Here is a 25,986-nt window from a genome sequence, read left to right on the forward strand (position 1 = left end):
ATGAAAAAATTAATATATATTTTAGCTATAGCTCTCGTTTTTGGATGCAAAAACGATACCCAAACCAATGGGAAATTAAAAGTTGTGACAACAACTACAATGATTACCGATTTGGTAAAAAATATTGGTGGCGATTTTATAGAAGTTGAAGGATTAATGGGAAGCGGTGTTGACCCGCATTTATATAAAGCCAGTGAAGGTGATGTTACTAAATTAGTTAATGCAAATATCATTTTTTACAACGGTTTACATCTCGAAGGAAAGCTTGTTGAAGTGTTCGAAAAGATGGAGCGCAGCAATAAAACTCAAGTTGCCTTAGGCGAAAATCTAGACAAATCTCAATTAATTGGTTCCGATTATTTTGCCTCTAATTACGATCCACATGTTTGGTTTAATATTGAATTTTTTAAGCAATTTGCAAAACAAGTCACTAAAACATTGTCTGAAAAAGACCCGAAAAACGCAGTGAATTATATTGAAAACGAAAAGAACTATTTAGCCAAATTATCGGCTTTAGAGTCTGAAGTTTCATCGGTAATTAATGCACTTCCAAAAGAAAAACGCATCTTGGTAACAGCACATGATGCCTTCAATTATTTTGGGAAAAATTATGATTTTGAAGTGGTTGGCTTACAGGGTTTATCCACAGCAACAGAAGCTGGTGTAAAAGATGTAAGAAAGTTAGCAGAATTCATAATAGAAAATAAAATCAAAGCTATTTTTATTGAAAGTTCTGTGCCAAAACGAACGATTGAAGCTTTAGTGGCAGCTGTAAAAGCAAAAGACCACGACGTTGAAATTGGAGGTACACTTTACAGCGATGCTTTAGGAAATGCTGGAACTTTAGAAGGCACTTACATTGGCATGTTTAAATACAACGTGAATACAATTGTTAATGCATTGAAGTAGCAGGAAGCAGGAAGCAGGAAGCAGGAAGCAGGAAGCAGGAAGCAGGAAGCAGGAAGCTAAATTGTGAAAAACATTGAATAAAACAACAAATAAGTAAAAATTAATGTACTAAATTTCGACATAGTCGAAAAACATCAAAATGCAGAAATAAAGAGCGAAAGAACGAAGGTGCGAGGCAAAGCCTCAGGCACGCAGTTCTGAAAGCGAATGGTGCTTTAGCAATTTCCTCATTTTGATTGTGATTTTTTGGTTCGTTTTGTATCAAGACAAAATGAACAAATTAAAATAAATATGAAGAAGATAGCCGTAAAAATAGATGACCTTACTGTAGCTTATAACTACAAACCTGTATTATGGGATATCGATTTAGAAATCCCTGAAGGCGTACTTATGGCTATAGTTGGTCCTAATGGCGCAGGAAAATCTACACTTATTAAATCTATTTTAGGTATACTAAAACCCATTGCAGGTAGTGTTAGTATCTACGATAAACCATACGAAAAACAACGTCAACTTGTAGCCTATGTACCTCAAAAAGGAAGTGTAGATTGGGATTTCCCAACAACAGCATTGGATGTTGTGATGATGGGAACATACGGAAGTTTAGGCTGGATAAAACGACCAGGACAAAAACAGAAAAAAGCGGCACTTGAAGCTTTAGAAAAAGTAGGTATGTTACCTTTTAAAGGCCGACAAATCAGTCAGCTTTCAGGTGGACAACAACAACGTATATTTTTAGCACGTGCTTTAGTTCAAAATGCATCGATTTATTTTATGGATGAGCCGTTTCAAGGTGTTGATGCCACAACGGAAATAGCCATAATAAACATTCTAAAAGAATTACGAAAAGCAGGAAAAACAGTAATTGTCGTTCATCACGATTTACAAACCGTACCCGAATATTTCGATTGGGTAACGTTTTTAAACGTAAAGAAAATCGCCACTGGACCAGTTAAGGATATTTTTAATGATGATAATTTAACCAAAACCTACGGTATTAATTATAAAGTGAGTATCCAAGAATAATGGATTTACTAGAATACATAGAACTCGTTTTCACCGACTACACTTTGAGAACCATTACTCTGGGAACAGCCATTCTTGGTGCCGTAACCGGAATGCTTGGTAGTTTTGCTGTACTGCGAAAACAAAGTCTTCTCGGCGATGCCATTTCTCACGCTGCACTACCTGGAATTGCTATTGCCTTTTTAATTACAGGTGCGAAAGACACAAATACGTTATTGTTGGGGGCCTTAGTAAGTGGTTTAATTGGCACATTCTGGATACGTGGTATAATCAAAAAAACACACTTAAAATCTGATACTGCTTTAGGCTTAATTCTCTCATTGTTTTTTGGGTTTGGAATGTTGTTACTCACATTCATTCAAAAGCAACCCAATGCCAATCAAGCAGGATTAGACAAATATTTATTTGGGCAAGCGGCCACTTTGGTAGAAAGTGATGTTTGGCTCATGACCATGGTTACTGGACTTTGCGTTATTGTTTTATTATTATTCTGGAAAGAATTCAAAATCCTATTATTTGATGCAGATTACACAAAAACACTTGGTTTTAATACCAAAACCATCGATATATTAATTACCAGTTTTATTGTTTTAGCTATTGTTTTAGGATTACAAACTGTTGGTGTTGTGTTGATGAGTGCCATGCTTTTAGCACCTGCTGCTGCAGCTCGACAATGGACCAATAGCTTGGCAAAAATGGTGTTTCTGGCTGCCATTTTTGGTGCGTTTTCTGGTGTATTTGGAACGGCAGTTAGTGCGAGTCAGAATAATCTATCAACCGGACCTGTTATTGTTTTGGTTGCCGCCGTATTTGTTATTATATCTTTTGTCTTTTCACCAAGTCGTGGGCTACTATTTAAACAAATTCGCTTCATAAAAAATAGACGTGATTTAGAATTGAATAAAACCTTAGCTTTTATGCATCAAATTGCGGAAACCCATGAAGATATTTCGCATCCGCATACCATTAAAATCCTCAATAATTTTCAAGGTTACACTAAAGGAACACTCCAAAAATTGGTTGACAAAGGCTTTGTGACTTTGGAAGGCAATATGTGGAGCATGACAAAAAAAGGCTATTCAACCGCAGCAAATTTATATAACCAGCAAACAAACGACGATGAATAGCGCTCAAATAGAAATACAACTTATTGCCAGTTTAGTTGCCATAGCTTGTGCTATTCCAGGAACGTTTTTGGTTCTCCGAAAAATGGCCATGATTAGTGATGCTATAAGTCATTCCATCTTGCCAGGAATAGTAATAGGTTTTTTTATAACGCACGATTTAAATTCGCCTTTACTGATTGTTTTGGCTGCGCTCTCAGGAATATTAACTGTAGTTTTAGTAGAATATATTCAGAAAACAGGCTTGGTAAAAGAAGATACGGCGATTGGTCTCGTTTTTCCTGCGTTGTTTAGTGTCGGCGTTATTATGATTGCCAAAAACGCCAACGATGTCCATCTTGATGTTGATGCCGTTTTGCTGGGCGAATTGGCATTTGCTCCATTCGATAGACTGATTATCAATGGCATGGACGTTGGACCAAAATCTTTATGGATTATCGGTGTAATCTTACTCATTACTTTAATACTTTTATTTGCGTTTTTTAAGGAATTAAAAGTCAGCACGTTTGATAAAGGCTTAGCAACATCTTTAGGTTTTTCTCCAGCGATTATTCATTATGGATTAATGTCAGTTTCATCGGTAACAACGGTTGGCGCGTTTGATGCTGTAGGTGCTATTTTAGTTGTAGCCTTGATGATTGCGCCTGCCGCAGCTGCCTATTTATTGACAACAGATTTAAAGAAAATGCTTATGCTATCAGTTTGTTTTGGTGTATTTAGTGCCATTTTGGGTTATTGGGTTGCGCATTGGTTAGATACTTCCATCGCTGGTTCTATAACCACAACTTTAGGCTTACTGTTTTTAATGGTGTATTTGTTTGCACCAAGCAAAGGTATAATTGCCGTAATGTATCGCGAAAAACAACAGCGTGCAGAAGTGTCTCTCATCACATTTTTACTTCACCTTCAAAATCATAATGAAGTTGAAGAACGCCATGTGAATCACCTTCGAGAACACATCAATTGGCAGAAAGTAAGAGCAACAAAAGTTTTAGAATTAGCCAAAAAAAATAACATGATTCATATTGAAAATGATGTCGTGTCCCTAACAGAAAAAGGTGAAACCTTTACATCTAAAGCTATCGACTATATTATCACTAATAAAGATGCACAAATTGAAGACATGAAGGATGACTTCTTTTTGTTTAGAGGATAACGGGTTTACTTAAACCCGCGCTCTTTCTGGATATGTTCGTAAGCTTCTTGCACTTGCCTAAACTTTTCTTCGGCGCCTTCGCGATGCTCATCACCCAAATGACTTAAACGGTCTGGATGATACTTTTTCGCCATCTTACGGTAGGCACGCTTTACCTCATCGTCAGAAACTGTTTTTTCAATTTCTAAAATCTTATAAGCATTATTAGTGCTATTGTAAAACATGGCTTTTATACTTTCATAATCACGACTACTAATTCCCAAATAACCTGCTATGGTATAAATCTGTTTAATTTCGTCTTGAGTCACTAATCCATCTGCTTTTGCAATACCGAATAAAAAATGAAGCAATTGTAAACGTGAAGCGTGGTCCATCATCTGCTTTATTTGCATACAGACTTGACGTGTAGAAATATTTTGCTTGGTTATACCTTTAAACAATCGAAACGCCATATTTGCACGGTCTTTACCATACATATTGGTAAACTGCTGACGCACAAAATCGAGCTCACGCTGATCTTGTTTTCCATCGGCTTTAATAACTACTGAAGCTAAAATTAAAAGGCTTACCTCAAAATCTCCAGAACGGGTTTGTGCGCGTTGCTCTCGTTGTCTCCTTTGATATGTTGGTTGCTTATAAGGGTCGCGTCTACGCTTTTTCCCTGCTTGACGCTCGCCTAATAGCGGACTAGAATCTGCGGCATTATCGACTATACTTCCTAAAGCCAACCCAATTATAGCACCAATTGGTCCTCCGAAAGACCATCCTATTGCGGCACCTATCCATTTTGAAAAACTCATTCTATCATAGATTTTATGAATGCATAAATATACTATTTGTTAGTGTATAGTCACCTTGTTTTGTTACACATTTGGTATCTTTGCAACTCAACTTGATAATTAAAAATTAAAAAATATGTATCCACCAGAATTAGTAAAACCAATGCGTGAGGATTTAACCAATGTTGGTTTTGAAGAATTACATACAACAGAAGCTGTTGATAGTGCTATTGCAAAAGAAGGAACAACACTTGTGGTTGTAAATTCGGTTTGTGGTTGTGCCGCAGCAAATGCTAGACCTGGCGCTCGCATGAGTTTACAGAATGCTAAACGTCCAGACAACTTAGTAACTGTATTTGCAGGTGTAGATAGAGAAGCTACAAACAAAGCTAGAGAATATATGGTTCCTTTTCCTCCGAGCTCGCCAAGTATGGCATTATTTAAAGATGGAGAATTAGTACATATGTTAGAGCGTCACCACATCGAAGGTCGTCCTGCAGAATTGATTGCGGAAAATTTAATGGACGCATACAATGAGTATTGCTAAACATTAAAAACATAAATTTAAACCCTGACTTTTATCGTCAGGGTTTTTTATTTTTACTGCATGATGAAACTCTTAGCCTATCCACTTACTGTTTTATACTTTCTATGTTTTGGTTTAACCCTTGTTGTATTTCATCCTATACAATGGTTTTGCTTTAATGTCTTTGGTTATAAAGCGCATAAGGTGAGTGTAGATTGGTTACAGTTTTTTTTAATGCGCTGTCTTAATATTTTGGGTACACGCTTTAGTTTTAATAACCCTCATAAAATTGAGGTAGGACGTCCTGTAATTATTGTGGCTAACCATCAAAGCATGTACGATATTCCACCTCTAATATGGTATTTGCGCAAACATCATGTAAAATTTGTGAGTAAAAAAGAATTAGGAAAAGGCATACCAAGTGTTTCTTATAATTTAAAACATGGCGGCTCTGTTTTAATAGACCGAAAAGAGCCTCTAAAATCAATTACTGCTATTAAGGATTTTGCAAAACGTATTACAAAGAATAATTGGGCTGCTGTGATTTTTCCTGAAGGTACACGAAGTCGAACAGGAAAACCAAAACCATTTAAAGCCAAAGGCCTTTTAACCATGTTTGCTAATGCACCAAATGCTGTAGTTTTACCAATTACTATAAATAACTCATGGAAAACGTTACGCTACGGAAAGTTCCCTATGGGATTAGGAGCACATATAAAATTTACAGTGCATCAACCTTTAGAATTGAATACATTTGATGATAAAGAAGCACTTATAGAACAACTTGAAGAAACCATTACAAAAGCTGTTATAGAAAAATGAGCCAACTCATAGAAAATACCATAAGCTTTGTAAAAACTGAGCTTAAAGATGCTGAAGGCGGACATGATTGGTTTCATATTGAGCGTGTTTACAAAAACACTTTACTAATTGCTAAAACTGAAAATGTAGATATAGAAATTGTTTCTCTTGCAGCTCTACTTCATGATATAGCTGACCCAAAGTTTTATGATGGTGATGAAACTGTAGGTCCAAGAAAGACTCGAGAATTCTTATTTAAAGAAAATGTAGACAGCAAGATTATAGAACACGTCGTTGCTATTATCGAAAATATGTCTTTTAAAAACTCACTAGACACTGGAGTGAAATTTACCTCAAAAGAGCTTGAAGTTGTGCAAGATGCAGACCGTTTGGATGCTATTGGTGCCATTGGTATTGCACGTTGTTTTAATTATGGTGGCTTTAAAAATAGGGCGTTGTATAATCCGGAAATTAAGCCTAACCTCAAGATGTCTAAAGAAGAATATAAATCTTCCAAAGCTCCCACAATCAATCATTTTTACGAAAAGCTATTGCTTTTAAAAGATAAAATGAATACTAAAACTGGAAAGCAGATTGCAGAAAAACGCCATCAGTTTATGGAGTTATACCTCACACAGTTTTATTCGGAGTGGGAAGGAAAACTATGAGATTTTTTACTACTTAATATTAATTAAACTCGCACTATCATTATTTCTTATAACTAAAACGTGACGCGCTCCATTAACTGAAATTGCTTTAAGGTGCTGAACATTCCCGCGTATTTTTAATCCACTTTCTGATGGCATTACCGCTTCAAAATTAGAATTGCCCCTATTTAATAATGTTGCGCCAATGGAAGCATCGTATCTGCCATACTCGGCATCTGTACCATAGAAATTTCCGCCTGTGATAATATCTTTATTTCCATCTTTATCAAGGTCAATAATTACAGCATCATTAAGTACTGAGATTTGTGTTTCGGACGGGAGAGGTTGCGATTTAAATCGTTTTCCGCCTTCATTAATAAACAGATAATGCTTAAAGTCATTAGCTTTTAAAATCTTTACATTCTGAAGCTCCTGCGGTGTAAAAATATCTGTCATCGTTGCATTAGAATATGGCGCATAACGCGTAAAACGTTTTTTTAGAAACGCCATTTGGTCTAAAACACGATCACGATTATGAAGTGGGTAACTTACACCTTCATTATACGTTGTAATTATTGGATCTAAACTTCCGTTACGATCAAAATCTTTATAATATAGCTCCACAGGCTCACTATCCGAGGCTTTAAATATTGAGTTTAAGCCTAAGTTTCCAGCAATAATATCCTTAAAACTATCGCCATTAATATCTGCAATTGTTACGGAGTTCCACCAGCCTATTTTATTATCTAAGCCATAATCTGTGGTTCTATTTCTATAAGTCCCATTTTCAAATTTAAATACTGAAACTGGCATCCATTCACCAGCAACAATTAATTCTTTTATACCATCATTATCTAGGTCTGCAAATTCTGCATCAGTGACCATACCAATATTAGAAATATCCTTTCCCCATTGAATTGTAGTTTCTTTAAACGAGCCATTTTCATTTTTAAGAATATAGCTTTTTGGTGTTTCTGGATAGCGTCCAGGTTTTACTCTAGAACCTACAAAAATATCTTGCTGACCATCGCCATCAACATCATGAACTTTTACTACCGAGCCACTTTCTAAAATAGTTGGCATGACATTGCGGATACGACTAAAGTTTCCTTTTCCGTCACCAAAATACATACGGTCTAAATAGTTCTGTGTATTTGCTTTAGTTTCGTTTCCTCCGCTCACAACATATAGGTCTAAATTTCCATCGCCATTAGCATCGAAAAAGACAGCATCAGTATCTTCGTGGGTTTTATCGACTTCAAAATCTAATATCTCCTTTTTGCTGAAATTACCTGAATTAGTTTGTAAAAATAATTTTCCTGAGAAATCTTTTGCTCCACCGAGATAAACATCTTCGAAACCATCGCCATTAACATCTGCTATAGCAACTGCTGGTCCTTCTTCACTTAGCTTGTGGTGTAACAGAGGTTCTCTTTTAAAGTCTATAAACTCATTTTCTATATGTGAAAATCCTTTGCCTAACACGGCTGAATTATCCTCAAAAAACTTGGCATTTATAGACGCTTCCTTGAATACAGAAGTAGGGTTTCGTTTTACGGTAATAGACTTATTTAACTCTGGCTTTTCGATAATTTGCATGCCCTTATCTGGCCATATAATTTCTAATTTCTCTGCAACTACTCCCTCTGGAATTCCATAATGTAGTTTATGCTGTGAAGAGGACAAAAAGCCTCTTGTAGGGTTATAGGATTCTGTAATTGTTTCACCGTTAGATAAGGTTAGCTTTCCTATTGTCCCTGTAAATACTTTTCCTTTTTCATATTCAAAATCAACAGATAAAAAATTGTTTTCTAATTGTTGTTTTCCATTATTCTTCATGATGAATGGAACATCATTAATATTATTAACGACGACGTCTAAATAACCATCATTATCTAAGTCTGAATACGCTGCTCCGTTAGAAAACGTAGGTTTCCCACTATTCCAAACTTCGGAAATATCTTCAAAGTTATTAGAGCCTTTATTCTTAAAAAGAAAGGCCGAAACTGGAATGCTTGGAATTTCTTCAACCCAATCTTTTAAGGTGATTTGCTTAGTATTGAGCTTCTTCTGAAGCTCGTCCATTTTATATCTTGAGTAATCATTGTTGGTAATATCACGCATGTAGCCATTAGTGACGTGAACATCCTTTAGACCATCATTATCAAAATCTGCTAAAAGCACACTCCAACTCCATTCGGTTTGAGCAATATTGTTTAAAAATGAAATATCTGAAAACGTGTCATTTCCATTACTTATATTAAGAATATTTGAGGCGTATTGCGTCCCATAATCGTATTTAACCATTTTTTCAAACTTGTCGTAATTCTGCATCATCATCATCATTTTTCGGCGGTCATTTTTGTTTGGCGCCATATCTAGAGTGAGCAAATCCGAGTTACCATCGTTATTAATATCTGCAAAGTCAGAACCCATAGAAGAGAATGAGGTATGACTGAAATATTCATCTATTTTATCTTCAAAACTATTTTTCCCTTTATTGATTAAAAGTCTATCTAGCTTAATGTAATCATTACACACATAAATATCGGGCTTAAAATCGTTATTAAAATCCCCAATAACAGCACTAAGACTAAAAGCATCATTTAAGATTCCAGCTTTTTCAGATTCGTCTTTAAAGCCTTTGCCATTATTAACGTAAAATCTATTGGATAAATTGGTGAAGTCGCTTGGTACAGCTGGTGAGATTTTACCTTTTTCATCTCGAGCTATCTTGATAACGCTTGCTTCTTTAAGTTTTCGTGGATGATTAAGAACATAAACATCTAAATCATTATCTCCATCAGAATCGAAAAAATAAGCCTGTACTGAATATCCTGAATCTGTAAGTCCATAAGCTTCAGCTGCTTCTGTAAAGGTTAAATCGCCATTATTAATGTAGAGTACATTTTTTCTCAATTCATCTTGACTAGAAACAGACTTGCAAACGTAAATATCCAATAACCCGTCATTATTAATATCTGCCATGGTTACGCCTGTCTTAAAGCCTTGACCTCCGCCGACTTTTGCAGAAAGTGTGATATCTTTAAATTTAAAGTTCCCTTGGTTGAGATAAAGTTTATCACTTACCGTATTTCCTGTAAAATAAATATCGTCTAATCCATCATTATTAATATCTCCTACTGCCACACCACCGCCGTTATAGAGATACTCGTAAGTGATAATATTTAAGTTATCCGTTTCGACAATATCATTTCTAAATGAAATATTTGTTTCCGAAGGTTCTAAATATGTAAAAAGAGGTGGTTGTTTGTTGATTTCCTTTTTTTCAGTATTTGGTTTTGAATCAGTCTTCACTTGTTGCTTATCTTCATTGCAATTAACACACATCAACACTGAAATTATAAATCCTAAATACCTCAAAAACCTCGTCATCTTCTATTGTAATTTTTTCATAATTAAATTTGCGATTTCACGACCTTGCCTTGCACCTTCTTCGACGCCTTGCATGTAATGGATACCTCCATAAAAACGACTCATATTGACCTGGTTTGCAGCCTCTCTAAAGGAATTGAAGGTTCGCTGTTCCAATCCAAAACGCAGTTGGGTATTATCTGTAAAACTATAATCTTTTCCGTATATAGATGATAAAACTTCTGCTGCAGAAGCGGACGTTGCACTATGTCCACTTGTATATTCTGGAAATGGTGGTGTTTGCAAAACAGGTGTCCATTCTGGGTCTATATTCTCTTGTATAAAAGTCACAGGACGCACTAAATCAGTTTTGTATTTTACGTGCCAAGCAGCTATAATAGCATCGAACATCGCCATGGAAGTCAATGTGTAGGCTTTGGTCGTGGTGTAATAATGTGAATTTTCTTTAGAGGAAATCTGATTGATAATATTTAACCAGTGTCCTGGCGGCGTGAATTTGTGAATGGTCGTTACCATATGCCCTTTATGTACCGTCATAATAGGATTACAATCCCAAAACCAAGCGGTTTTTTCGGTGTCTCCCGTCTTATTATTCACCGCTTCATAAACTTGGTAGACCATTTTATAAAAATCTGAATTCTCATCAGTGCTATATGTTGGTAAAGGCTTATACTTAAAGATATTAGCGCTATCTATAACCATAGGTCTTAGCTTATCCCAATGCGGTTCTAATCCGGTAGCGTAATCTGGCGGTGTTTCTCTCCAATTTTCAGGTTGTTTTGTACTTGTAAAGCGTGGATAAGTCCGTGTTTCGGAATACATGTCTTTATCTATCCAATTGCTTATCTGTTTTGAAACTTCTAAAGCGTAATCTTCAGAGTTCTTTATCGCTAATTCTGAAAGTCCCAAACGTGCTGCCTTTGTTTTAAGGCTATCGGTTAAATCTTCAAAAAAGTGCTCTGAATAAATGAGTTTTTTACCAATAGTTGAAAATGCTAAAAGTGAGGCTAATTCTGGATTTACATCATCTCGCTTTGAAATCTTAAAATCCTCTAAACCATTTATTTTTGTTGTAATTTCTGCTAAACTATCTTGATGCATGCTTTGCAACGTTGTATAATGTGCTAAATACGCATAAGCATATATCCGACTTGCCACTGGTGGCGTAAACGCATCTTCCATAACTGCTTCTAACAAAACGGTGTTGGCATCGTTTAAATCTGATGTTTGAAAAACTTGAGCGTTAGGTTTTGTATCGTTTTTACAAGAGAACAGAAGAACAGTAATAAAAAGGGCAAAAAGTCTTGATTTCATTTTTAGTTGATTAATCGACTAAATATACTTAAATATTCAAACTAATCAAGACTGCTCGGGATTTGAGATCTAAAACAATTTAAGTTGTCCGTTTTTGTATTGTTCATGAAGTTCCTTATTTAGTCTAGGCATTGATTTGTCTTCAAAATACTTAAGCCTGGCCAACTTTATAGTGTCGTTTATTTGCTTTGCGATATGGCCTTCGCCACGCATACGCTTCCCATATCTGCTTTCATTAAGCGTACCTCCATGACAATCTTGAATTTGATGCAATACTTTATCGGCTCTATCAGGCATAGTTTTTCTAATCCAATCCGTAAATAGTTCTCCAATAGCACCATTAAGTCTTACAATGGCATGTGCAATACTTAAAGCACCTAATTCAGACACTTTTTTAGCCATTGGTAAGATTTCATGACTATTTATAGATGGAATTATTGGCGCTAACATCACATTTACGGGGATTCCATTTTCACTCAAAACCTGAACGGTTTCTAATCGTTTTTTAATAGTTGCTGTTCTGGGTTCTAAAATTCGTCTAGTATCCTCGGATAAAGACGTAATTGAAATATTGACACCTATGAGATTATCTTTTGCTAAGTCTTTTAGCAAATCCAAATCGCGAAGAATGAGACTATTCTTGGTAATTATGCCTACAGGATGTTTGTACTTTAAGAAAACTTCTAGACATTTTCTAGTCAGCTGAAACTGCTTCTCGGCAGGCTGATAACAATCTGTATTGCCAGACATAACAATAGTTTGGGCCTTCCAGCTTTTCTTTTTCAAGAGTGCTTCAAGTAGTTTTGGAGCGTCTTTTTTGACCGAAATTCTACGCTCAAAATCTAGGCCAGCACTATAACCCCAAAATTCATGACTGTTACGTGCGTAGCAATAAATACAGCCATGCTCGCAACCTTGATACATATTCATTGAATAGGCCATGCCCACATCTGGACTGGTCACTTTGTTGACTATAGTTTTTGGAAAAACATTGAGGTATTGCGTCTTGTTTTTATCTGCAATCTCACCTTCTTTATGGCAAAATTCTAAGAAATCGTCACGCATTTCATAAGACAACTCCAAAAAACGATTGTGACTATTATGTTGTGCGCCGCGACCTTTTATTACAGATGTATCACTCATACTAACTTTAGACTCCTTAGAAATGGACTTCTAAAATTAGACGTAATTCTGCCTTAAGACTGTTAATTACTCAAAAGGTTTTGAACAAATTTTGTAGGAAGAGGACTGTTATTCCCCTGGAAAATCAGCTTTACGTTTTTCTAAAAATGCTGTCGTGCCTTCTTTAAAATCTTCAGTGCCAAAACAATTACCAAAGGCTTCAATTTCGGCTTGGTAACCATCTACACCATCTTTGTAATTAGCATTAATTGCAGAAATAGCTTCGGCAATGGCCACAGAAGAATTGCGCATAATCTTACCTGCAATTTTTTCGCAAAGTGGTAATAATTCGTCTTGCTCTACCACATGGTTTACTAAACCGTAATTTAAGGCTTGATTAGCGTCTATCATTCCTGCTGTCATCACCATTTCCATAGCTCGGCCTTTGCCTACTAATTGCGGTAAACGTTGTGTCCCACCATAACCTGGGATAACACCAAGAGAAACTTCTGGCAAGCCCATCTTAGCATTAGTACTTGCTACTCTAAAATGACAAGCCATTGCCAATTCTAATCCGCCACCCAATGCAAAACCATTGACAGCTGCAATAACTGGTGTGCTTAAATTCTCTACAAAATCGAATAGCAGCTCTTGTCCTTTTGCAGCCAATTTTCCGCCTTCTTCAACATTAAAATCGGCAAATTCGCTAATATCTGCTCCAGCAACAAAAGCCTTTTCGCCACTACCGGTTACGATAATCACTTTTGTGTCTCTATAATGGTCAGCTTCATCAAAAGCATTGTGTAATTCTTGAATAGTTTCACGATTAAGTGCATTTAGCTTGCTAGGTCTATTAATGGTAATTGTAGTTATTCCGTTTGATGTTTCGGTAAGAATGTTGTTGTAACTCATAAATTCGTTTGTTTAAAAAGACCCTGAAACGAGCTCAGGGTGACAAAATCATTTCTCTGGAAAAGTTACTGTAAATATAGTGCCTTTTCCGTATTCTGAAGTAAAAGTAATAGTTCCGCCATAAGTTTCTACGATATTTTTTACCATGGCTAATCCGAGTCCCATCCCACTTGTCTTGGTAGTGAATTTCGGTTCAAATATTTTAGTTTTATTATCCTCACTAACTCCAGAACCATTATCTTCTACAGTGATATTCACAGTATTGTCTTTTGTAAAAACCTTTACCTCAATTCTTGGATTCTCAGCATCATCAGCAATGGCTTGTATGCCATTTTTAACTAGATTGGTCACTACTCTAATGAGCTGTGTTCTGTCGAATTTTGCAATAATTTCTTGCTCCTCAGGGAAATAAGTGATATAGCTTTCATTGAAAATATCTAAAGCCAACTTTACGACATGCACCACATTGAGTTCTTCTTTTTGCTGTGCTGGCATTTTAGCAAAATTTGAAAATGCCGAAGCTATTGAACTCATGGTATCTATTTGCTGAATTAAGGTATTACTATATTCTGAAACCTTTTGCTCGATGTTTTCGTCATTGGGATTAAACTTTCGTTGAAAACTTTGGACACTCAATCGCATAGGTGTTAATGGATTTTTAATTTCGTGTGCCACCTGTTTTGCCATTTCTCGCCAAGCTTGCTCACGCTCGCTGGTTGCTAATTGTACCGCTGACTCTTCAAGTTCATCAATCATACCGTTGTACGATTTTACTAAAGTTTCAATCTCAATACTAGACGATTCTATGTCTATTTTCTTGTTTCGTTTTTCTAAACGAAACTCATTCATCTTATCGCTAATGGTTTTAAGAGAACGTGTAATATATTTGGACACAAAATAGGCTAGCACTATCGCTGCTAAAATCATGATTAAATAGGCAATCCCTATTCTTGTTAAAAACTCATTCAACTCTCGGTTAAAAATATCATCATCTTCTAAATAAGGAATGTTTAGAATGGCAATATTTTTGAATTTCTCGTCTGTGATGTACGAATATGAAGACTGAAAGACTTTACCATTAATTTCATTTTTAATAACATAACGATGCTCTGCGGTATTAGCAAGCTGATTTAAAACCTCTGCGCTTAAACATACATCTACAGTATTTTGTTGTAGTGCTGCTTTAGAAGATTTAAGCAACTGGCCTTCTAAATCGTACAGATTAATTTGAAGCCCATGAACATTAGCTATATTAAATATTTCATCTCTAAAAATAAAAGGTAATTTTTCTGTAATTACAGGAAAAGACGTCTCGTCAATTACCAAATCAATACTTCGCCTTATAGCTGCCTCTTTACGCTCTAATCTATCGGCATGATACTCTCTAGCCTCCTCATTATATTGGTATATGGTAACTACGGCAATTAAAATAGATGCTAATAATACGAGAAGTATCATAGCAATAAAGATGCGCGAACGAAGAGATAGTTTTTTTAACGCCATGCAGTGATTTAAGATTATTTAAATATAGCAATAATCAAGCCAATTAAGCATTGGGATTTTTTGCTCTAATGTTTTTATAAATCTTAAAACCGAGCATAATCAGAATTCCTAAAACAACAATCCCTATAACTCCAAACACCCAATTTAGTGCGTTTTTTAATACCACCAAAAACACTACAGCAAATAGAATGAAGGTTGCACCCTCATTCCAAATGCGCATAAAACTCGATGATTTTTTTACGATATCTTTTTGAAGTTGTTTGTAATAGACATGCGTTTGTATTTGATATACAATGAGCAATAATACAAAGCCTAATTTGACTTGCATCCAAGCGTCTGTTAAGTAAAATAGCCTTGACCAAACCAGCAAGATACCGAATATAATTGCCAAAATACTTGAAGGCCAAGTAATAATAAACCATAAGCGTTTTGCCATTAGTTTTAGCTGTTTCCCTAAGATTTCTTTTTCTGGAGATGGTTTATGAAACGCCTCAATTTGGTAAACAAATAATCTTGGTATGTAAAATAAACCTGCAAACCAAGTGACTACAAAAATGATATGTAGTGATTTTATGTAGTTGTAATATTCTGCTAAAATGTTTTCCATATGTAATCTTACCTATCAGATTTTATATAAGTTCTCTAAGATTGAGATGCTATTTAATGCTTATTCGTCTTTTATTTTAAGCCATTCTTCATACGTGACCACTCGCTTTTCACTATCGGATTTTGGCTTGCCTGGCAGAATACCAATAAATTCTAGATAATGTCCATCAGGGTCGCAAAAATATATGGAAATTGCTGGCATCCAAACAAAAACCATTGGGTCTTTTGTTCCATCATTTAAAAAATTCCAATATTCAATATTTCGAGATTTTAAAAAATCGACTGACTCATTTAACACCCAATCTGGCTCACATTCAAAGGCGAAATGTCTAACATCAATTAGCTCTTTTGGTTTCTCCCAAAGACCAAGCATATACTGCTTGTCATCTCCAATCCAGAAAAAGGAAGTGCGTCTTTCATTATTAAAACGGCATTGTTTTAAACCAAGCGTATTCTTATAAAAATCAATAGAGCGTTCAAGATTTTCAACAAATAAATGCGTTTCATAGAGTCCTTTTATCATCTGAATCTTTATTAATCCTCTACAAATAAATAATTCAATTGTTTAGAATTAAATGCATTATTAAATGCTTTTACTTCATCACTTAAAATAGTATTAAAAGCTGAAAGTTCTTTTTCAATTTTACCAGTTAATTCATTTTTTACAGCAATATCTTGAGCCGTTGGTGCAAAATCGCCCATACGAACTAAAGAATTAAGATGCCCTAATTTATTGGTTAAACGAATTGGAAAATTCAACGGGTCTTGACCACTTCTATTTTTAGTTTGGTATAATGCTTTTTCGATATCGCTTAACTTTTCTTGGAGTGCTTTTGCTTTTTCAACTAAATCTTTAACATTCTCATCGTCTTTGTATTGGCTTTGGAAAGCGCCTAACTGCTTATTGATATTTCTAATCTTTTTAATGGATTTGTGCGCTTCATCCATCGTTGCATTTACATCTTCAATAAACTTGAATTGTGCTTCCATATCTGCTAAAGTGCTTTCTGCTCTTGGGTCAGCAAGAATTGTGAAAGGCTGCGATAATTCTTCACCATTGACATTTAAACTCACCTTATACTTACCTGGTGTAGCCCTTGGACCTTCTAAACTTGCCCACCATAAAATCATGCCTGGCAAACGTTCTGCTCCATCGTAGGTCATATCCCAAACAAACTGATTTGCACCTTTTTTTACCATAAGTTTATTCTTCTTGTCTTTGTTAGAATAAGTTTTTATTGTATCTCCTTTTTTATCAAAATACGTCAAAGACACTTTATCATCATCCTTTAAATCTTTCAAATTGAAATATGTAATAACACCATTTGGATGATTGGTACCTGCTGTTTTGCTGCCTTTACGACTTCCGCCACGCATTCTGTAAATGTCTTTTGGTTTGAATAATATATTCTTATTCAAATCGGCATTGTACAACTGATGAATAACCGATAAGTCGTCAATCATCCAAAGGCTTCGACCTTGAGTCGCTACAATAAGATTATTGTCTTTTATGGTTAAATCTGTAATTGGTACTATTGGTAAATTCAGCTGAAATGGTTTCCAGTTTTTACCATTATTAAAAGAAATATACATTCCAGTTTCTGTACCTGCATATAGCAATCCTTTTTGTTTTGGGTCTTCGCGAAGCACTCTTGTAAAATGCTCGTTATTGATGCCTTTTGTGATTTTTGTCCAGCTTTTTCCGTAGTCGGTAGTTTTATATAAATACGGCGCAAAATCACCTGTTTTATATTTTGTTCCTGCGATGTAGCACGTCCCTTCATCAAAAGCACTTGGCTCAATACTATTTATCATCATCCATTCTGGCATTCCTTTTGGCGTGACGTTATCCCAGTTTTTTCCACCATCTTTAGATACATGTATCAAACCATCATCACTTCCAACCCAAAGTAAACCTTCTTTTAATGGCGATTCTTGCGCTGCGAAAATGGTACAATAATATTCTACCGACGTGTTATCTTGTGTAATTGGTCCACCTGAAGATTTTAGTTTTTCTGGGTCATTACGTGTTAAATCTGGACTAATAATGTCCCAAGATTGCCCTTCATTTTCAGTCACATGTACATGCTGTGAAAAGGTGTACATTCTATTTGGATTATGCTTGGAGAATATAATCGGAAAATTCCACTGAAAACGATACTTCATACCTTCTGCACCATGACCCATTGGGTTGTCTGGCCAAACGTTAATGGCTCTAACCGTTCCTGTTTTATGGTTTACTCGGGTTAAGAAACCGTCATAACTTCCGCCGTAAACAATATCATTGTCTTCTGGGTCAACGGCAATATGTGCCGATTCGCCACCTGCTGTGCTTTCCCAATCGTCTTCAATAATGGCTCTTCCGTCTGTCCTGTGCGGAATTCTAATCGTAGAATTATCTTGTTGCGCAGCGTAAATTCGGTATGGAAATGCATTATCCGTAGTCACGCGGTAAAATTGTGAGGTTGGCTGATTATAATAGGTGCTCCATGTTTCGCCACCATCGTAGGTGACTTGTGCGCCACCGTCATCTCCAATAATCATACGGTTTGGGTCTTCTGGTGCAATCCATAAATCATGATGGTCGCCATGAGGCGCGCGATAATTTCCGAATGTTTTTCCACCATCTGTACTTTTATGGTAACTTACATTCAACACATAAACGGTATTAATATCTTTGGTGTCTGCATAAACACGTGTGTAATACCAAGCACGCTGGCGTAATTTACGCTCGCTATTAACTTGGTTCCAAGTTTCGCCACCATCGTCGCTTCGGTATAAGCCACCTTTATCTTTATTTTCTACAATTGCCCAAACCCGCTGGTTATTTAATGGCGAAACAGTAACGCCAATGATGCCTAAAGTGCCTTCAGGAAAGCCTTTCATCTTAGAAATTTCAGTCCAAGTTTCTCCGCTATCTGTACTTTTCCATAAGGCTGAACCTTCGCCACCAGAACTTAAACTATAAGGTGTACGCTGGATACGCCATGTTGAAGCGTATAAAATTCTTGGATTTGTTGGGTCCATGATTAAATCGACCACTCCAGAATGTTCGTTAGAAAATAAGGTCTTTTTCCATGTTTTTCCGCCATCAACACTCTTATAAACACCGCGTTCTTCTGTTGGTTTATAGATATTCCCCATAACACCTGCATAAACGATTCTGTGATCTGTTGGGTGAATAGCAATACGCGGAATATGGCGCGATTTTGGTAATCCTGAAGCTTGCCAAGTTTTACCTGCGTCAACGCTTTTCCACATACCATAACCTGATGATACGTTGCCTCTTACTGTTTTCTCTCCGCCACCAACGTAAATAACGTTAGGGTCGCTTTTTGAAACTGCAATGGCACCAATACTTCCCCCGAAAAAACCATCAGAAATGTTTTCCCATTGGCGACCACCATTCATGGTCTTCCAAATACCACCACCAGTAGCACCAAAATAATAGAGGTTGGGTTGATTCGGCACGCCAGTTACGGCGGCACTTCTTCCGCCACGGAAAGGTCCGACAAGCCTATATTCCAATCCTGAATAATGGGATTCGTCAAAGTTTTGGGCGTTAAGATTTAAACTAAAAAACGATAGCAGAACTGCTACAATAATGGTTGATAATCGCATGAGTAGTTATAAGTTAGTTTTCGAAATCTAAAAATAAAGAATAAAATCTAGAAGATTTAGGCTGTTTCTAACTTTAACTTTACTTCGCGTTTTAGGAAAAAGAAAGTGACAATTGTAGATAACACATCAGAAATAGGAAATGCTATCCAAACGCCCAATTCGCCATAAAACTTTGGAAGAATTAGAATAAGAGGTATAAAAAATAAGCCCTGACGTGTTAGGGTTAATAGCAACGCTGGAATTGCTTTCCCAACGGCCTGAAAATAAGCTGCTCCAATAAGCTGCAGTGCAATTATAGGCGTAGCTGCAAAAACCCATCGCATTGCTGATGGTGTTTCTTTAATGACTTGCGCATCTTGTGTAAATACTTTTGTTATGGTTTCAGGGAAAATCATCAAAAACACAAAAATAACTGTCGCTAATAGTGCAGCATACCTAATCGCCGTATAGATAACTTCTTTTACACGTTTATACTTTTCTGCACCATAATTATAACCCGCAATAGGCAAGAACCCTTGCGTTATGCCATAGATTGGAAAAAGCGCAAACATAAGCATTCGTCCCACTATAGCGTAAGCTGTAACGGAAGTCTCACCACCTAAATCGAACAAAATATTATTCATTAATAAATAGGTAACACTAACAATTGCTTGTCTCGAAAGGGTTACAAAACCCAAAGCTCCAATTTCTTTTATAATGGGTAAATCAAGTCCAAGATGTTTTGAATTGATTTTTAATTCGGAATGTTCTGAAAGAAAAAACCATAGAATAAACAAAAAGCAAAGTATGTAAGAACCTGTTGTAGCCCAAGCAGCACCAGCCATTCCTAAGTCTAAAATGTTTATAAATAATACATCTAGAAGGAGGTTACCAACCGATGGAAACATCATGGCGTACATGGCAAATTTTGGTTTACCGATAGCACGAATTACGGTATTTCCCATCATACAAAGTGCTAAAACTGGCACACCATATAAAACAATAGTATAATACGTTTTTGCAGGTTCGAAAATTACACCTTTACCTCCAAAAGCTGGAACAAGTGTATCTACAAATAAAAGTCCGAAAATCACAAAAACAATAGTAAACAAAATGGTAAGCGTAATTTGATTACCAAATGTCTTACAAGCTTTTGCATTTTGGTTAGCGCCAAGTGCTCTTGAGATTATGGATGAGCCACCAACACCAATGGCCATACCCAAAGCTGCAATAAAAAAAGATACCGGAAGGACAACATTTATAGCGGCAATGGCGGTTGAGCCTATCCAATTACCAACAAAAATAGTATCAACAAGAATGTTTAAAGACATCACCAGAATACCAATAGAAGCTGGTACGGCTTGCTTTATTAGGAGTTTGCCAATAGGCTCATACCCTAAGTCTTGTGAAGATACGTTTGCCATTAAACTATGGCATTTTCAGGCGTCTTCGCCCATTCTTCAATAATATTGGTTAACACTTGAGCGAAATCATCACGCTCATTGAGGCATGGAATCACAGTAAATTCTTCTCCGCCAACTTCGTGAAAAATTTCTTCGCCTTCCATAGCTATTTCTTCTAAAGTCTCCAGACAATCACTTACAAAAGCTGGTGTTACAATAGCCATTTTTTTTATGCCTTCTTTTCCCATACGTTCAATCGTTCGGTCTGTGTATGGCTTTAACCATGGGTCAAATCCTAAACGCGATTGAAAGGTTGAGGAATACGTTCCGTTTTTTAAACCTAGTTTTTTAGCAACGTTTATAGTAGTGATTTCGCATTGGTGACGGTAACAAAATTCGTGTTGCGGACTTCCTTTTTTAAAACAGCATTTACCATCCATTTTACAATTACCGTTAGTGACGTCACTTTTACGGATATGACGTTCAGGCACACCGTGATAACTGAATAAAATATGTTCATAATCCAATCCGTTAAGGACTTCGCCTATACTTGTGGATAAGACATTAATGTAATCTTCGCGCTTATAAAATGCCGGTGTTCTTGTAATTTTTACTTGTGGGAAATGCTCTGCAACCAACTCGTCAATTTTCACATCAATCGTTTCCGTTGTCGCCATGGCAAACTGTGGATATAGCGGAATGGTTTTAATCTCCGTACAACCTTTATCAACCAACTCTTGTAAACCATTTTTAAGCGTCATACTTCCGTAACGCATCGCCAAAGCGACTGGATAATCAACGCGTTTTTGCACCTTATCTTGAAGACGCTCGGATAATACAATCAACGGTGAACCTTCTTCCCACCAGATTTTTTTATAGGCTTTTGCCGAAGCTTTTGGTCGCGTATTTAAAATAATTCCTTTCACCAAAAGTGTACGTGCCCAAAGCGGTACGTCTATAACTCGCTCGTCCATTAAGAACTCGCCTAAATAACGTTTTACGTCTTTTGGGTTTGGTGTGTCTGGTGAACCGAGGTTGACAAGAAGTATTCCTTTCATATTATATTTTCTTTTTCAAGTGTAAAGATACGACCGTTTGAGTAAAGTGTTTTTTATTAATCTATTGTATTTTGTTATAAAAGTATTTAAATAAATCAACCATTCGTCTCCGTGATATACTTTTTCGGCGTTGTTCCATATTTCTTCTTAAACGCAGCTATAAAATGACTTGCGGTGCTATAACCTACTTTCAATCCCACTTCATTTACATTATAGTTACCCGATTCCAGAAGTTTTCGAGCGACTTCCATTTTATAATCAAATAAAAAGCCATAAACCGTATCCCCATAGATTTGCTTAAAGCCTTCTTTTAGCTTTTTTAAACTTAAATCAATTGAATCTGCCAATTCTTGAAGCGTTGGTGGCTCAGCCATTTGCGCAATAATGATATCTTTAGCTTGTTTCAACTTAGCCACATTAGTTTCGTCTACCAAAAACGGACATTGCTCTACATTTGCATCTTCACTACGGTTAAAAAACAAGCTTAATAATTCATAGGCTTTCCCTTTAAAATACAAAGGTTTAATGGAATTATTGAGATTAAAACTTAATAACTGATTAAGAACAACTGCCATCGATGGTGTAATGCTTCCATCTTTATAATATTTTTTATCACGGTTATCTTCTGATAAAAACGTTACATACGATGCATCTTGAGAAAATAAACGATGAAATTTTTCTAGCGAAATCACCAACGAAATAAGCATACATCCTGGCTGAACTTCTAAATGTATAGGTAAATCGCGTTGTGGATTATACAAAAGCAAAGAGGTGTCCGCGAGAATGGGCAAGCGATAACTACCTTGATTAAATACAAACGTGGCTTGCCCTTTAGCACAAAAATGAAACTGAATGTAACTGCTATCTATCTGGCGTTCTGCGATTTCTATGGCATTACTATCATTTTTATAAGACAGAACAAAAAAGCCATCTTCAAGATAGGTTTCTTCAAAAGACCCTTGAGCGACACTTTTAGAAATGGAATTTTCAATTTTCATTTTCTTGTTATTTAGATTCATTCTAAACAAAAGGTGTTAAAACCCCTATTTTTACTGCAAAAATATGACATTTATCATGTTTTTATTTAAAATGACGTTAAAAAACCACAAACGTTATTTTAAGTTCTTCTAGCGTTATTTTTATGTTATTAACAAAATTACATTTGCATTGTTAATTCCGAAGTCAGGTAAACGAGCGAATGCAACACAAACAAACACATTTTTATGCTATTGGGCTTAGCTACAAAAAAGCTGATGCTGAGGTGCGTGGTCATTTTAGTTTAAGTGATGCTGCTAAAGAAGCTATTTTGACACAAGCCAAAGCTAGTAGTGTTGAAAGTTTGCTATTAGTATCCACTTGCAACCGTACAGAAATTTACGGATTTGCTGAGCGTCCATGCCAGCTTATTGAGTTGCTTTGCGAAAACACAAAAGGCACTGTTGAGGAATTTAGACAAGTCGCTTACATTCATAAAAATTCTGAGGCTATTTCACACATGTTTCGTGTGGGCTCTGGTTTAGACAGCCAAATCCTTGGTGATTTTGAAATTATTGGGCAACTTAAAGCTGGTGCACGGAAGTCTAAAGCGCTTGGCTTGCTCAATTCTTATATCGAGCGTCTTCTTAATGCTGTAATTCAAGCTAGTAAACGCATAAAAACCGAAACTGAATTATCTTCTGGAGCAACATCTGTTTCATTTGCCGCTGTTCAATACATCATGAATAACGTTGAGAATATTTCAGATAAAAACATTCTACTCTTTGGAACTGGGAAAATTGGCAGAAACACGTGTGAAAATTTAGTGAAACACACTAAAAATCCACACATTACTTTAATTAACAGAACTAAAGATAAGGCTGAAGCTATTGCTGGTAAATTCAATTTAATAGTCAGAGATTACGAAGATTTACAAAGCGAAATTAATAGGTCTGATATTGTCGTCGTGGCTACAGGCGCGCAAGACCCTACAGTGTACAAATCACTTATTACAAGAGAAAAACCATTGCTGATTTTAGATTTATCTATTCCTAAAAACGTGAATGAAGATGTTAAGGAATTAGATAATATCACACTTGTTCATATGGATGATTTGGCAAAAATCACAGACGATACTTTAGAAAAACGTAAGGCGTATATACCAGCGGCAGAAAACATAATAGCTGAAGTTACCGCAGATTTTAACGCTTGGTTAGACACCTTAAAGTTTGTGCCAACCATTCAGGCGATAAAACACAAGTTGACAGATATTAAAAACTCTGAGGTTAACAATCAGCGCAAAAAGTTAGATAACTTTAACGAAGAGCAAGTTGAATTAGTGACAAATAACCTCATCCAGAAAATTACCAATCAATTTGCACACCACTTAAGAGAAGACTCCAATACTTCAGATGAAAGCTTAGAGCTCATCAAAAAAATATTTCAGTTAGAAAGCACCCAAAATGTCTAGACTAATTCGCATTGGCACACGCGACAGCCAGCTCGCTATGTGGCAAGCAAAAACGGTTCAATCTCAACTTGAACAACTCGGTCATAAATCCGTATTAGTTCCTGTAAAATCTACAGGAGATATTGTTTTAGACAAGCCTTTATACGAGCTTGGCATTACTGGAATTTTTACAAAAACATTAGATATTGCTATGCTTAACGGCGATATTGATATTGCGGTACACTCTCTAAAAGATGTACCCACAGTTTTACCAAAAGGCATTGTACAAGCTGCCGTTTTAAAACGCGGAAACATTAATGATTGTTTGGTGTTCAAGAAAAATGAAGAGTTTCTCTCGCAACGCGATGCCGTTATTGCCACAGGAAGTTTACGTCGTCGTGCGCAATGGCTTAACCGTTATCCTACACATACCGTTACTGATTTAAGAGGAAATGTAAATAGTCGCTTAGAAAAGTTAGAAAATAACGACTGGAATGCTGCAATTTTTGCCGCTGCTGGTTTAGGGCGTTTAGGCATAAAACCAGAGAATGCGATTAATCTCCATTGGATGATTCCTGCACCTGCTCAAGGCGCTGTTATGGTGGCTGCTCTTGAAGAAGATGAAGAGATACTTACTATTTGTGCCGAAATTAACCATAGAGAAACGGAAATTTGCACGAGCATTGAGCGTGAATTCTTAAACCGTCTTGAAGGCGGTTGCACAGCTCCCATCGGTGCAATTTGTTATATCAACAAAGAGGAAGAAGTCAATTTTAAAGGCATTCTTTTAAGTAAAGATGGCACACGAAAGATTGAAGTTACTAAGGTTGTTCCGTTAGGTAAACACGACAAACTTGCGGAATTCTGTGCAGACTATATTATTGGCAAAGGTGGAAGGACCTTGATTGACCAGTTGCAACGCAGTGATAAAACGACCAATATATACTCTACAAAAACGCTTACCGAAGCGCAGTTAGAATTATTTCACAGAGATGTAGTTGCAGAAAGTAATGATGCTATAAAAATCAGTCTTAATCGTATTCCTAAAAGTGTGGTTAGAAACGAAATTAAGAATGTGATTATTACAAGTCAAAACGCTGTTGAAGCCTTATTGACTAGCTTTTCAGTACCTGAATTGCAATTCAAAAATATTTACTGTGTAGGACGTCGAACCAAGCGTATGATTGAAAAACGTATTGGTAAAGTTGCTCACATGGCTTCTAATGCTAAAAAACTTGCTGAGTATTTAGTAGAATATATAGATGGCACAGAAGTCACCTATTTCTGTAGTGATTTACGCTTAGATGATTTACCAAATATTTTGACAGAAAATCACATCAAAGTGAATGAAGTTGAAGCCTACCAAACCAAATACGACGCTATAAAAGTAGAACAAAACCTTGATGGAATTATGTTCTATAGTCCTTCAACAATTGAAAGTTTTTTGAAACAAAACAAAGCCAATGGTATTGCTTTTTGTATTGGAGAAACGACTGCAAACATAGCACGCAAATATTTTGAAGATGTCCGCGTAGCTAAAGTGCCAACTGTGGAAAGTGTGATAGAATTAGTGAATGAATATTATATATAAGCCCATCCTAGCCTTCCCAAAGGGAAGGAACCGATGTGGTTAAAGTTTAATAATTAAAATTCCCTTTCCTAAGGAAAGGGTTAGGGAT

At 36.2% G+C, this 25,986-nt stretch carries 21 protein-coding genes; 9 read left to right on the forward strand and 12 right to left on the reverse strand.

The genetic code is table 11. The features are described 5' to 3' along the window. The 4 genes from BUB95_RS04410 (at position 1) to BUB95_RS04425 (ending at position 4,215) form a co-directional block, all read left to right on the forward strand. Entirely contained in the window at positions 1 to 909 is a 909-nt protein-coding gene (locus tag BUB95_RS04410) for a metal ABC transporter solute-binding protein, Zn/Mn family (RefSeq protein WP_073083597.1), read from the forward strand. Between the two features lie 291 nt (positions 910 to 1,200). After that, on the forward strand, positions 1,201 to 1,935 hold the full coding sequence (locus BUB95_RS04415; protein WP_073083599.1) for a metal ABC transporter ATP-binding protein: 735 nt from the start codon (positions 1,201 to 1,203) through the stop codon (positions 1,933 to 1,935). Further along, the gene (locus BUB95_RS04420; RefSeq protein ID WP_073083602.1) at positions 1,935 to 3,062 is read left to right on the forward strand and encodes a metal ABC transporter permease; all 1,128 of its coding nucleotides are present in this window, start codon (positions 1,935 to 1,937) and stop codon (positions 3,060 to 3,062) included. The genes BUB95_RS04415 and BUB95_RS04420 overlap by 1 nt, the downstream gene beginning before the upstream one ends. After that, positions 3,055 to 4,215, forward strand: a complete 1,161-nt coding sequence (locus tag BUB95_RS04425; protein ID WP_073083604.1) for a metal ABC transporter permease — start codon at positions 3,055 to 3,057, stop codon at positions 4,213 to 4,215. Before BUB95_RS04420 ends, BUB95_RS04425 begins: the two co-directional genes overlap by 8 nt. Positions 4,216 to 4,220: 5 nt before the next feature. Here the strand turns inward: BUB95_RS04425 and BUB95_RS04430 are convergent, their stop codons facing one another. Then, positions 4,221 to 5,015: a TerB family tellurite resistance protein gene (locus tag BUB95_RS04430; protein ID WP_073083606.1), complete on the reverse strand. Its 795-nt coding sequence runs from the start codon at positions 5,013 to 5,015 to the stop codon at positions 4,221 to 4,223. 115 nt (positions 5,016 to 5,130) lie between these two features. Between BUB95_RS04430 and BUB95_RS04435 the strand changes: the two genes are divergently transcribed. The 3 genes from BUB95_RS04435 to BUB95_RS04445 are packed head-to-tail and all read left to right on the forward strand — an operon-like array spanning position 5,131 to position 6,989. Next, entirely contained in the window at positions 5,131 to 5,541 is a 411-nt protein-coding gene (locus tag BUB95_RS04435; protein WP_073083608.1) for a BrxA/BrxB family bacilliredoxin, read from the forward strand. Positions 5,542 to 5,601: 60 nt separating this feature from the next. Then, a complete protein-coding gene (locus BUB95_RS04440) occupies positions 5,602 to 6,342 on the forward strand; it encodes a lysophospholipid acyltransferase family protein (protein ID WP_073083610.1) in 741 nt (246 codons plus the stop codon). Further along, positions 6,339 to 6,989 (forward strand): HD domain-containing protein, encoded by a 651-nt coding sequence (locus BUB95_RS04445; RefSeq protein ID WP_073083612.1) that lies wholly within the window; start codon positions 6,339 to 6,341, stop codon positions 6,987 to 6,989. The genes BUB95_RS04440 and BUB95_RS04445 overlap by 4 nt, the downstream gene beginning before the upstream one ends. A 9-nt stretch (positions 6,990 to 6,998) precedes the next feature. On the opposite strand, the gene BUB95_RS04450 is transcribed toward BUB95_RS04445, so the two are convergent. From BUB95_RS04450 to BUB95_RS04500, 11 genes are all read right to left on the reverse strand, one after another. Beyond that, positions 6,999 to 10,286, reverse strand: coding sequence for a VCBS repeat-containing protein (locus BUB95_RS04450; protein ID WP_159432637.1), 3,288 nt, complete (start codon positions 10,284 to 10,286; stop codon positions 6,999 to 7,001). A gap of 81 nt (positions 10,287 to 10,367) precedes the next feature. Next, positions 10,368 to 11,678, reverse strand: a complete 1,311-nt coding sequence (locus BUB95_RS04455; RefSeq protein WP_073083615.1) for a vanadium-dependent haloperoxidase — start codon at positions 11,676 to 11,678, stop codon at positions 10,368 to 10,370. Positions 11,679 to 11,747: 69 nt separating this feature from the next. After that, positions 11,748 to 12,821 carry a PA0069 family radical SAM protein gene (locus BUB95_RS04460; RefSeq protein WP_073083617.1) on the reverse strand — a complete coding sequence of 358 codons (1,074 nt, stop codon included), beginning with the start codon at positions 12,819 to 12,821 and terminating at the stop codon, positions 11,748 to 11,750. Positions 12,822 to 12,929: 108 nt separating this feature from the next. Further along, positions 12,930 to 13,712, reverse strand: coding sequence for an enoyl-CoA hydratase/isomerase family protein (locus BUB95_RS04465; RefSeq protein ID WP_073083620.1), 783 nt, complete (start codon positions 13,710 to 13,712; stop codon positions 12,930 to 12,932). Positions 13,713 to 13,760: 48 nt separating this feature from the next. Then, a complete protein-coding gene (locus BUB95_RS04470) occupies positions 13,761 to 15,215 on the reverse strand; it encodes a sensor histidine kinase (protein ID WP_073083622.1) in 1,455 nt (484 codons plus the stop codon). A 43-nt stretch (positions 15,216 to 15,258) separates the two neighbouring features. Then, on the reverse strand, positions 15,259 to 15,822 hold the full coding sequence (locus tag BUB95_RS04475; RefSeq protein WP_073083625.1) for a CopD family protein: 564 nt from the start codon (positions 15,820 to 15,822) through the stop codon (positions 15,259 to 15,261). 60 nt (positions 15,823 to 15,882) lie between these two features. Further along, positions 15,883 to 16,344, reverse strand: coding sequence for a VOC family protein (locus BUB95_RS04480; protein WP_073083628.1), 462 nt, complete (start codon positions 16,342 to 16,344; stop codon positions 15,883 to 15,885). Between the two features lie 11 nt (positions 16,345 to 16,355). Then, positions 16,356 to 19,442: a VPS10 domain-containing protein gene (locus BUB95_RS04485; protein WP_073083630.1), complete on the reverse strand. Its 3,087-nt coding sequence runs from the start codon at positions 19,440 to 19,442 to the stop codon at positions 16,356 to 16,358. Positions 19,443 to 19,498: 56 nt separating this feature from the next. Next, on the reverse strand, positions 19,499 to 20,845 hold the full coding sequence (locus BUB95_RS04490) for an MATE family efflux transporter (RefSeq protein ID WP_073083631.1): 1,347 nt from the start codon (positions 20,843 to 20,845) through the stop codon (positions 19,499 to 19,501). Continuing rightward, a complete protein-coding gene (gene hemH / locus BUB95_RS04495; RefSeq protein WP_073083632.1) occupies positions 20,845 to 21,882 on the reverse strand; it encodes a ferrochelatase in 1,038 nt (345 codons plus the stop codon). Before hemH ends, BUB95_RS04490 begins: the two co-directional genes overlap by 1 nt. 95 nt (positions 21,883 to 21,977) lie before the next feature. Next, the gene (locus BUB95_RS04500; protein WP_073085077.1) at positions 21,978 to 22,880 is read right to left on the reverse strand and encodes a helix-turn-helix transcriptional regulator; all 903 of its coding nucleotides are present in this window, start codon (positions 22,878 to 22,880) and stop codon (positions 21,978 to 21,980) included. 200 nt (positions 22,881 to 23,080) lie between these two features. Between BUB95_RS04500 and hemA the strand changes: the two genes are divergently transcribed. Beyond that, complete coding sequence (gene hemA, locus BUB95_RS04505) at positions 23,081 to 24,328, forward strand: glutamyl-tRNA reductase (protein WP_073083633.1); 1,248 nt, start codon at positions 23,081 to 23,083, stop codon at positions 24,326 to 24,328. Beyond that, the gene (gene hemC / locus BUB95_RS04510) at positions 24,321 to 25,898 is read left to right on the forward strand and encodes a hydroxymethylbilane synthase (RefSeq protein ID WP_073083634.1); all 1,578 of its coding nucleotides are present in this window, start codon (positions 24,321 to 24,323) and stop codon (positions 25,896 to 25,898) included. The genes hemA and hemC overlap by 8 nt, the downstream gene beginning before the upstream one ends. Positions 25,899 to 25,986: the final 88 nt, after the last annotated feature.

The organism is Winogradskyella jejuensis (genome assembly GCF_900129745.1).
GTDB lineage: Bacteria > Bacteroidota > Bacteroidia > Flavobacteriales > Flavobacteriaceae > Winogradskyella > Winogradskyella jejuensis.

Coding starts and splice junctions, on each gene's coding strand:
- BUB95_RS04410 (WP_073083597.1), top strand. CDS start 1: ATGAAAAAATTAATATATATTTTAGCTATAGCTCTCGTTTTTGGATGC.
- BUB95_RS04415 (WP_073083599.1), top strand. CDS start 1,201: ATGAAGAAGATAGCCGTAAAAATAGATGACCTTACTGTAGCTTATAAC.
- BUB95_RS04420 (WP_073083602.1), top strand. CDS start 1,935: ATGGATTTACTAGAATACATAGAACTCGTTTTCACCGACTACACTTTG.
- BUB95_RS04425 (WP_073083604.1), top strand. CDS start 3,055: ATGAATAGCGCTCAAATAGAAATACAACTTATTGCCAGTTTAGTTGCC.
- BUB95_RS04430 (WP_073083606.1), bottom strand. CDS start 5,015: ATGAGTTTTTCAAAATGGATAGGTGCCGCAATAGGATGGTCTTTCGGA.
- BUB95_RS04435 (WP_073083608.1), top strand. CDS start 5,131: ATGTATCCACCAGAATTAGTAAAACCAATGCGTGAGGATTTAACCAAT.
- BUB95_RS04440 (WP_073083610.1), top strand. CDS start 5,602: ATGATGAAACTCTTAGCCTATCCACTTACTGTTTTATACTTTCTATGT.
- BUB95_RS04445 (WP_073083612.1), top strand. CDS start 6,339: ATGAGCCAACTCATAGAAAATACCATAAGCTTTGTAAAAACTGAGCTT.
- BUB95_RS04455 (WP_073083615.1), bottom strand. CDS start 11,678: ATGAAATCAAGACTTTTTGCCCTTTTTATTACTGTTCTTCTGTTCTCT.
- BUB95_RS04460 (WP_073083617.1), bottom strand. CDS start 12,821: ATGAGTGATACATCTGTAATAAAAGGTCGCGGCGCACAACATAATAGT.
- BUB95_RS04465 (WP_073083620.1), bottom strand. CDS start 13,712: ATGAGTTACAACAACATTCTTACCGAAACATCAAACGGAATAACTACA.
- BUB95_RS04470 (WP_073083622.1), bottom strand. CDS start 15,215: ATGGCGTTAAAAAAACTATCTCTTCGTTCGCGCATCTTTATTGCTATG.
- BUB95_RS04475 (WP_073083625.1), bottom strand. CDS start 15,822: ATGGAAAACATTTTAGCAGAATATTACAACTACATAAAATCACTACAT.
- BUB95_RS04480 (WP_073083628.1), bottom strand. CDS start 16,344: ATGATAAAAGGACTCTATGAAACGCATTTATTTGTTGAAAATCTTGAA.
- BUB95_RS04485 (WP_073083630.1), bottom strand. CDS start 19,442: ATGCGATTATCAACCATTATTGTAGCAGTTCTGCTATCGTTTTTTAGT.
- BUB95_RS04490 (WP_073083631.1), bottom strand. CDS start 20,845: ATGGCAAACGTATCTTCACAAGACTTAGGGTATGAGCCTATTGGCAAA.
- hemH (WP_073083632.1), bottom strand. CDS start 21,882: ATGAAAGGAATACTTCTTGTCAACCTCGGTTCACCAGACACACCAAAC.
- BUB95_RS04500 (WP_073085077.1), bottom strand. CDS start 22,880: ATGAAAATTGAAAATTCCATTTCTAAAAGTGTCGCTCAAGGGTCTTTT.
- hemA (WP_073083633.1), top strand. CDS start 23,081: ATGCAACACAAACAAACACATTTTTATGCTATTGGGCTTAGCTACAAA.
- hemC (WP_073083634.1), top strand. CDS start 24,321: ATGTCTAGACTAATTCGCATTGGCACACGCGACAGCCAGCTCGCTATG.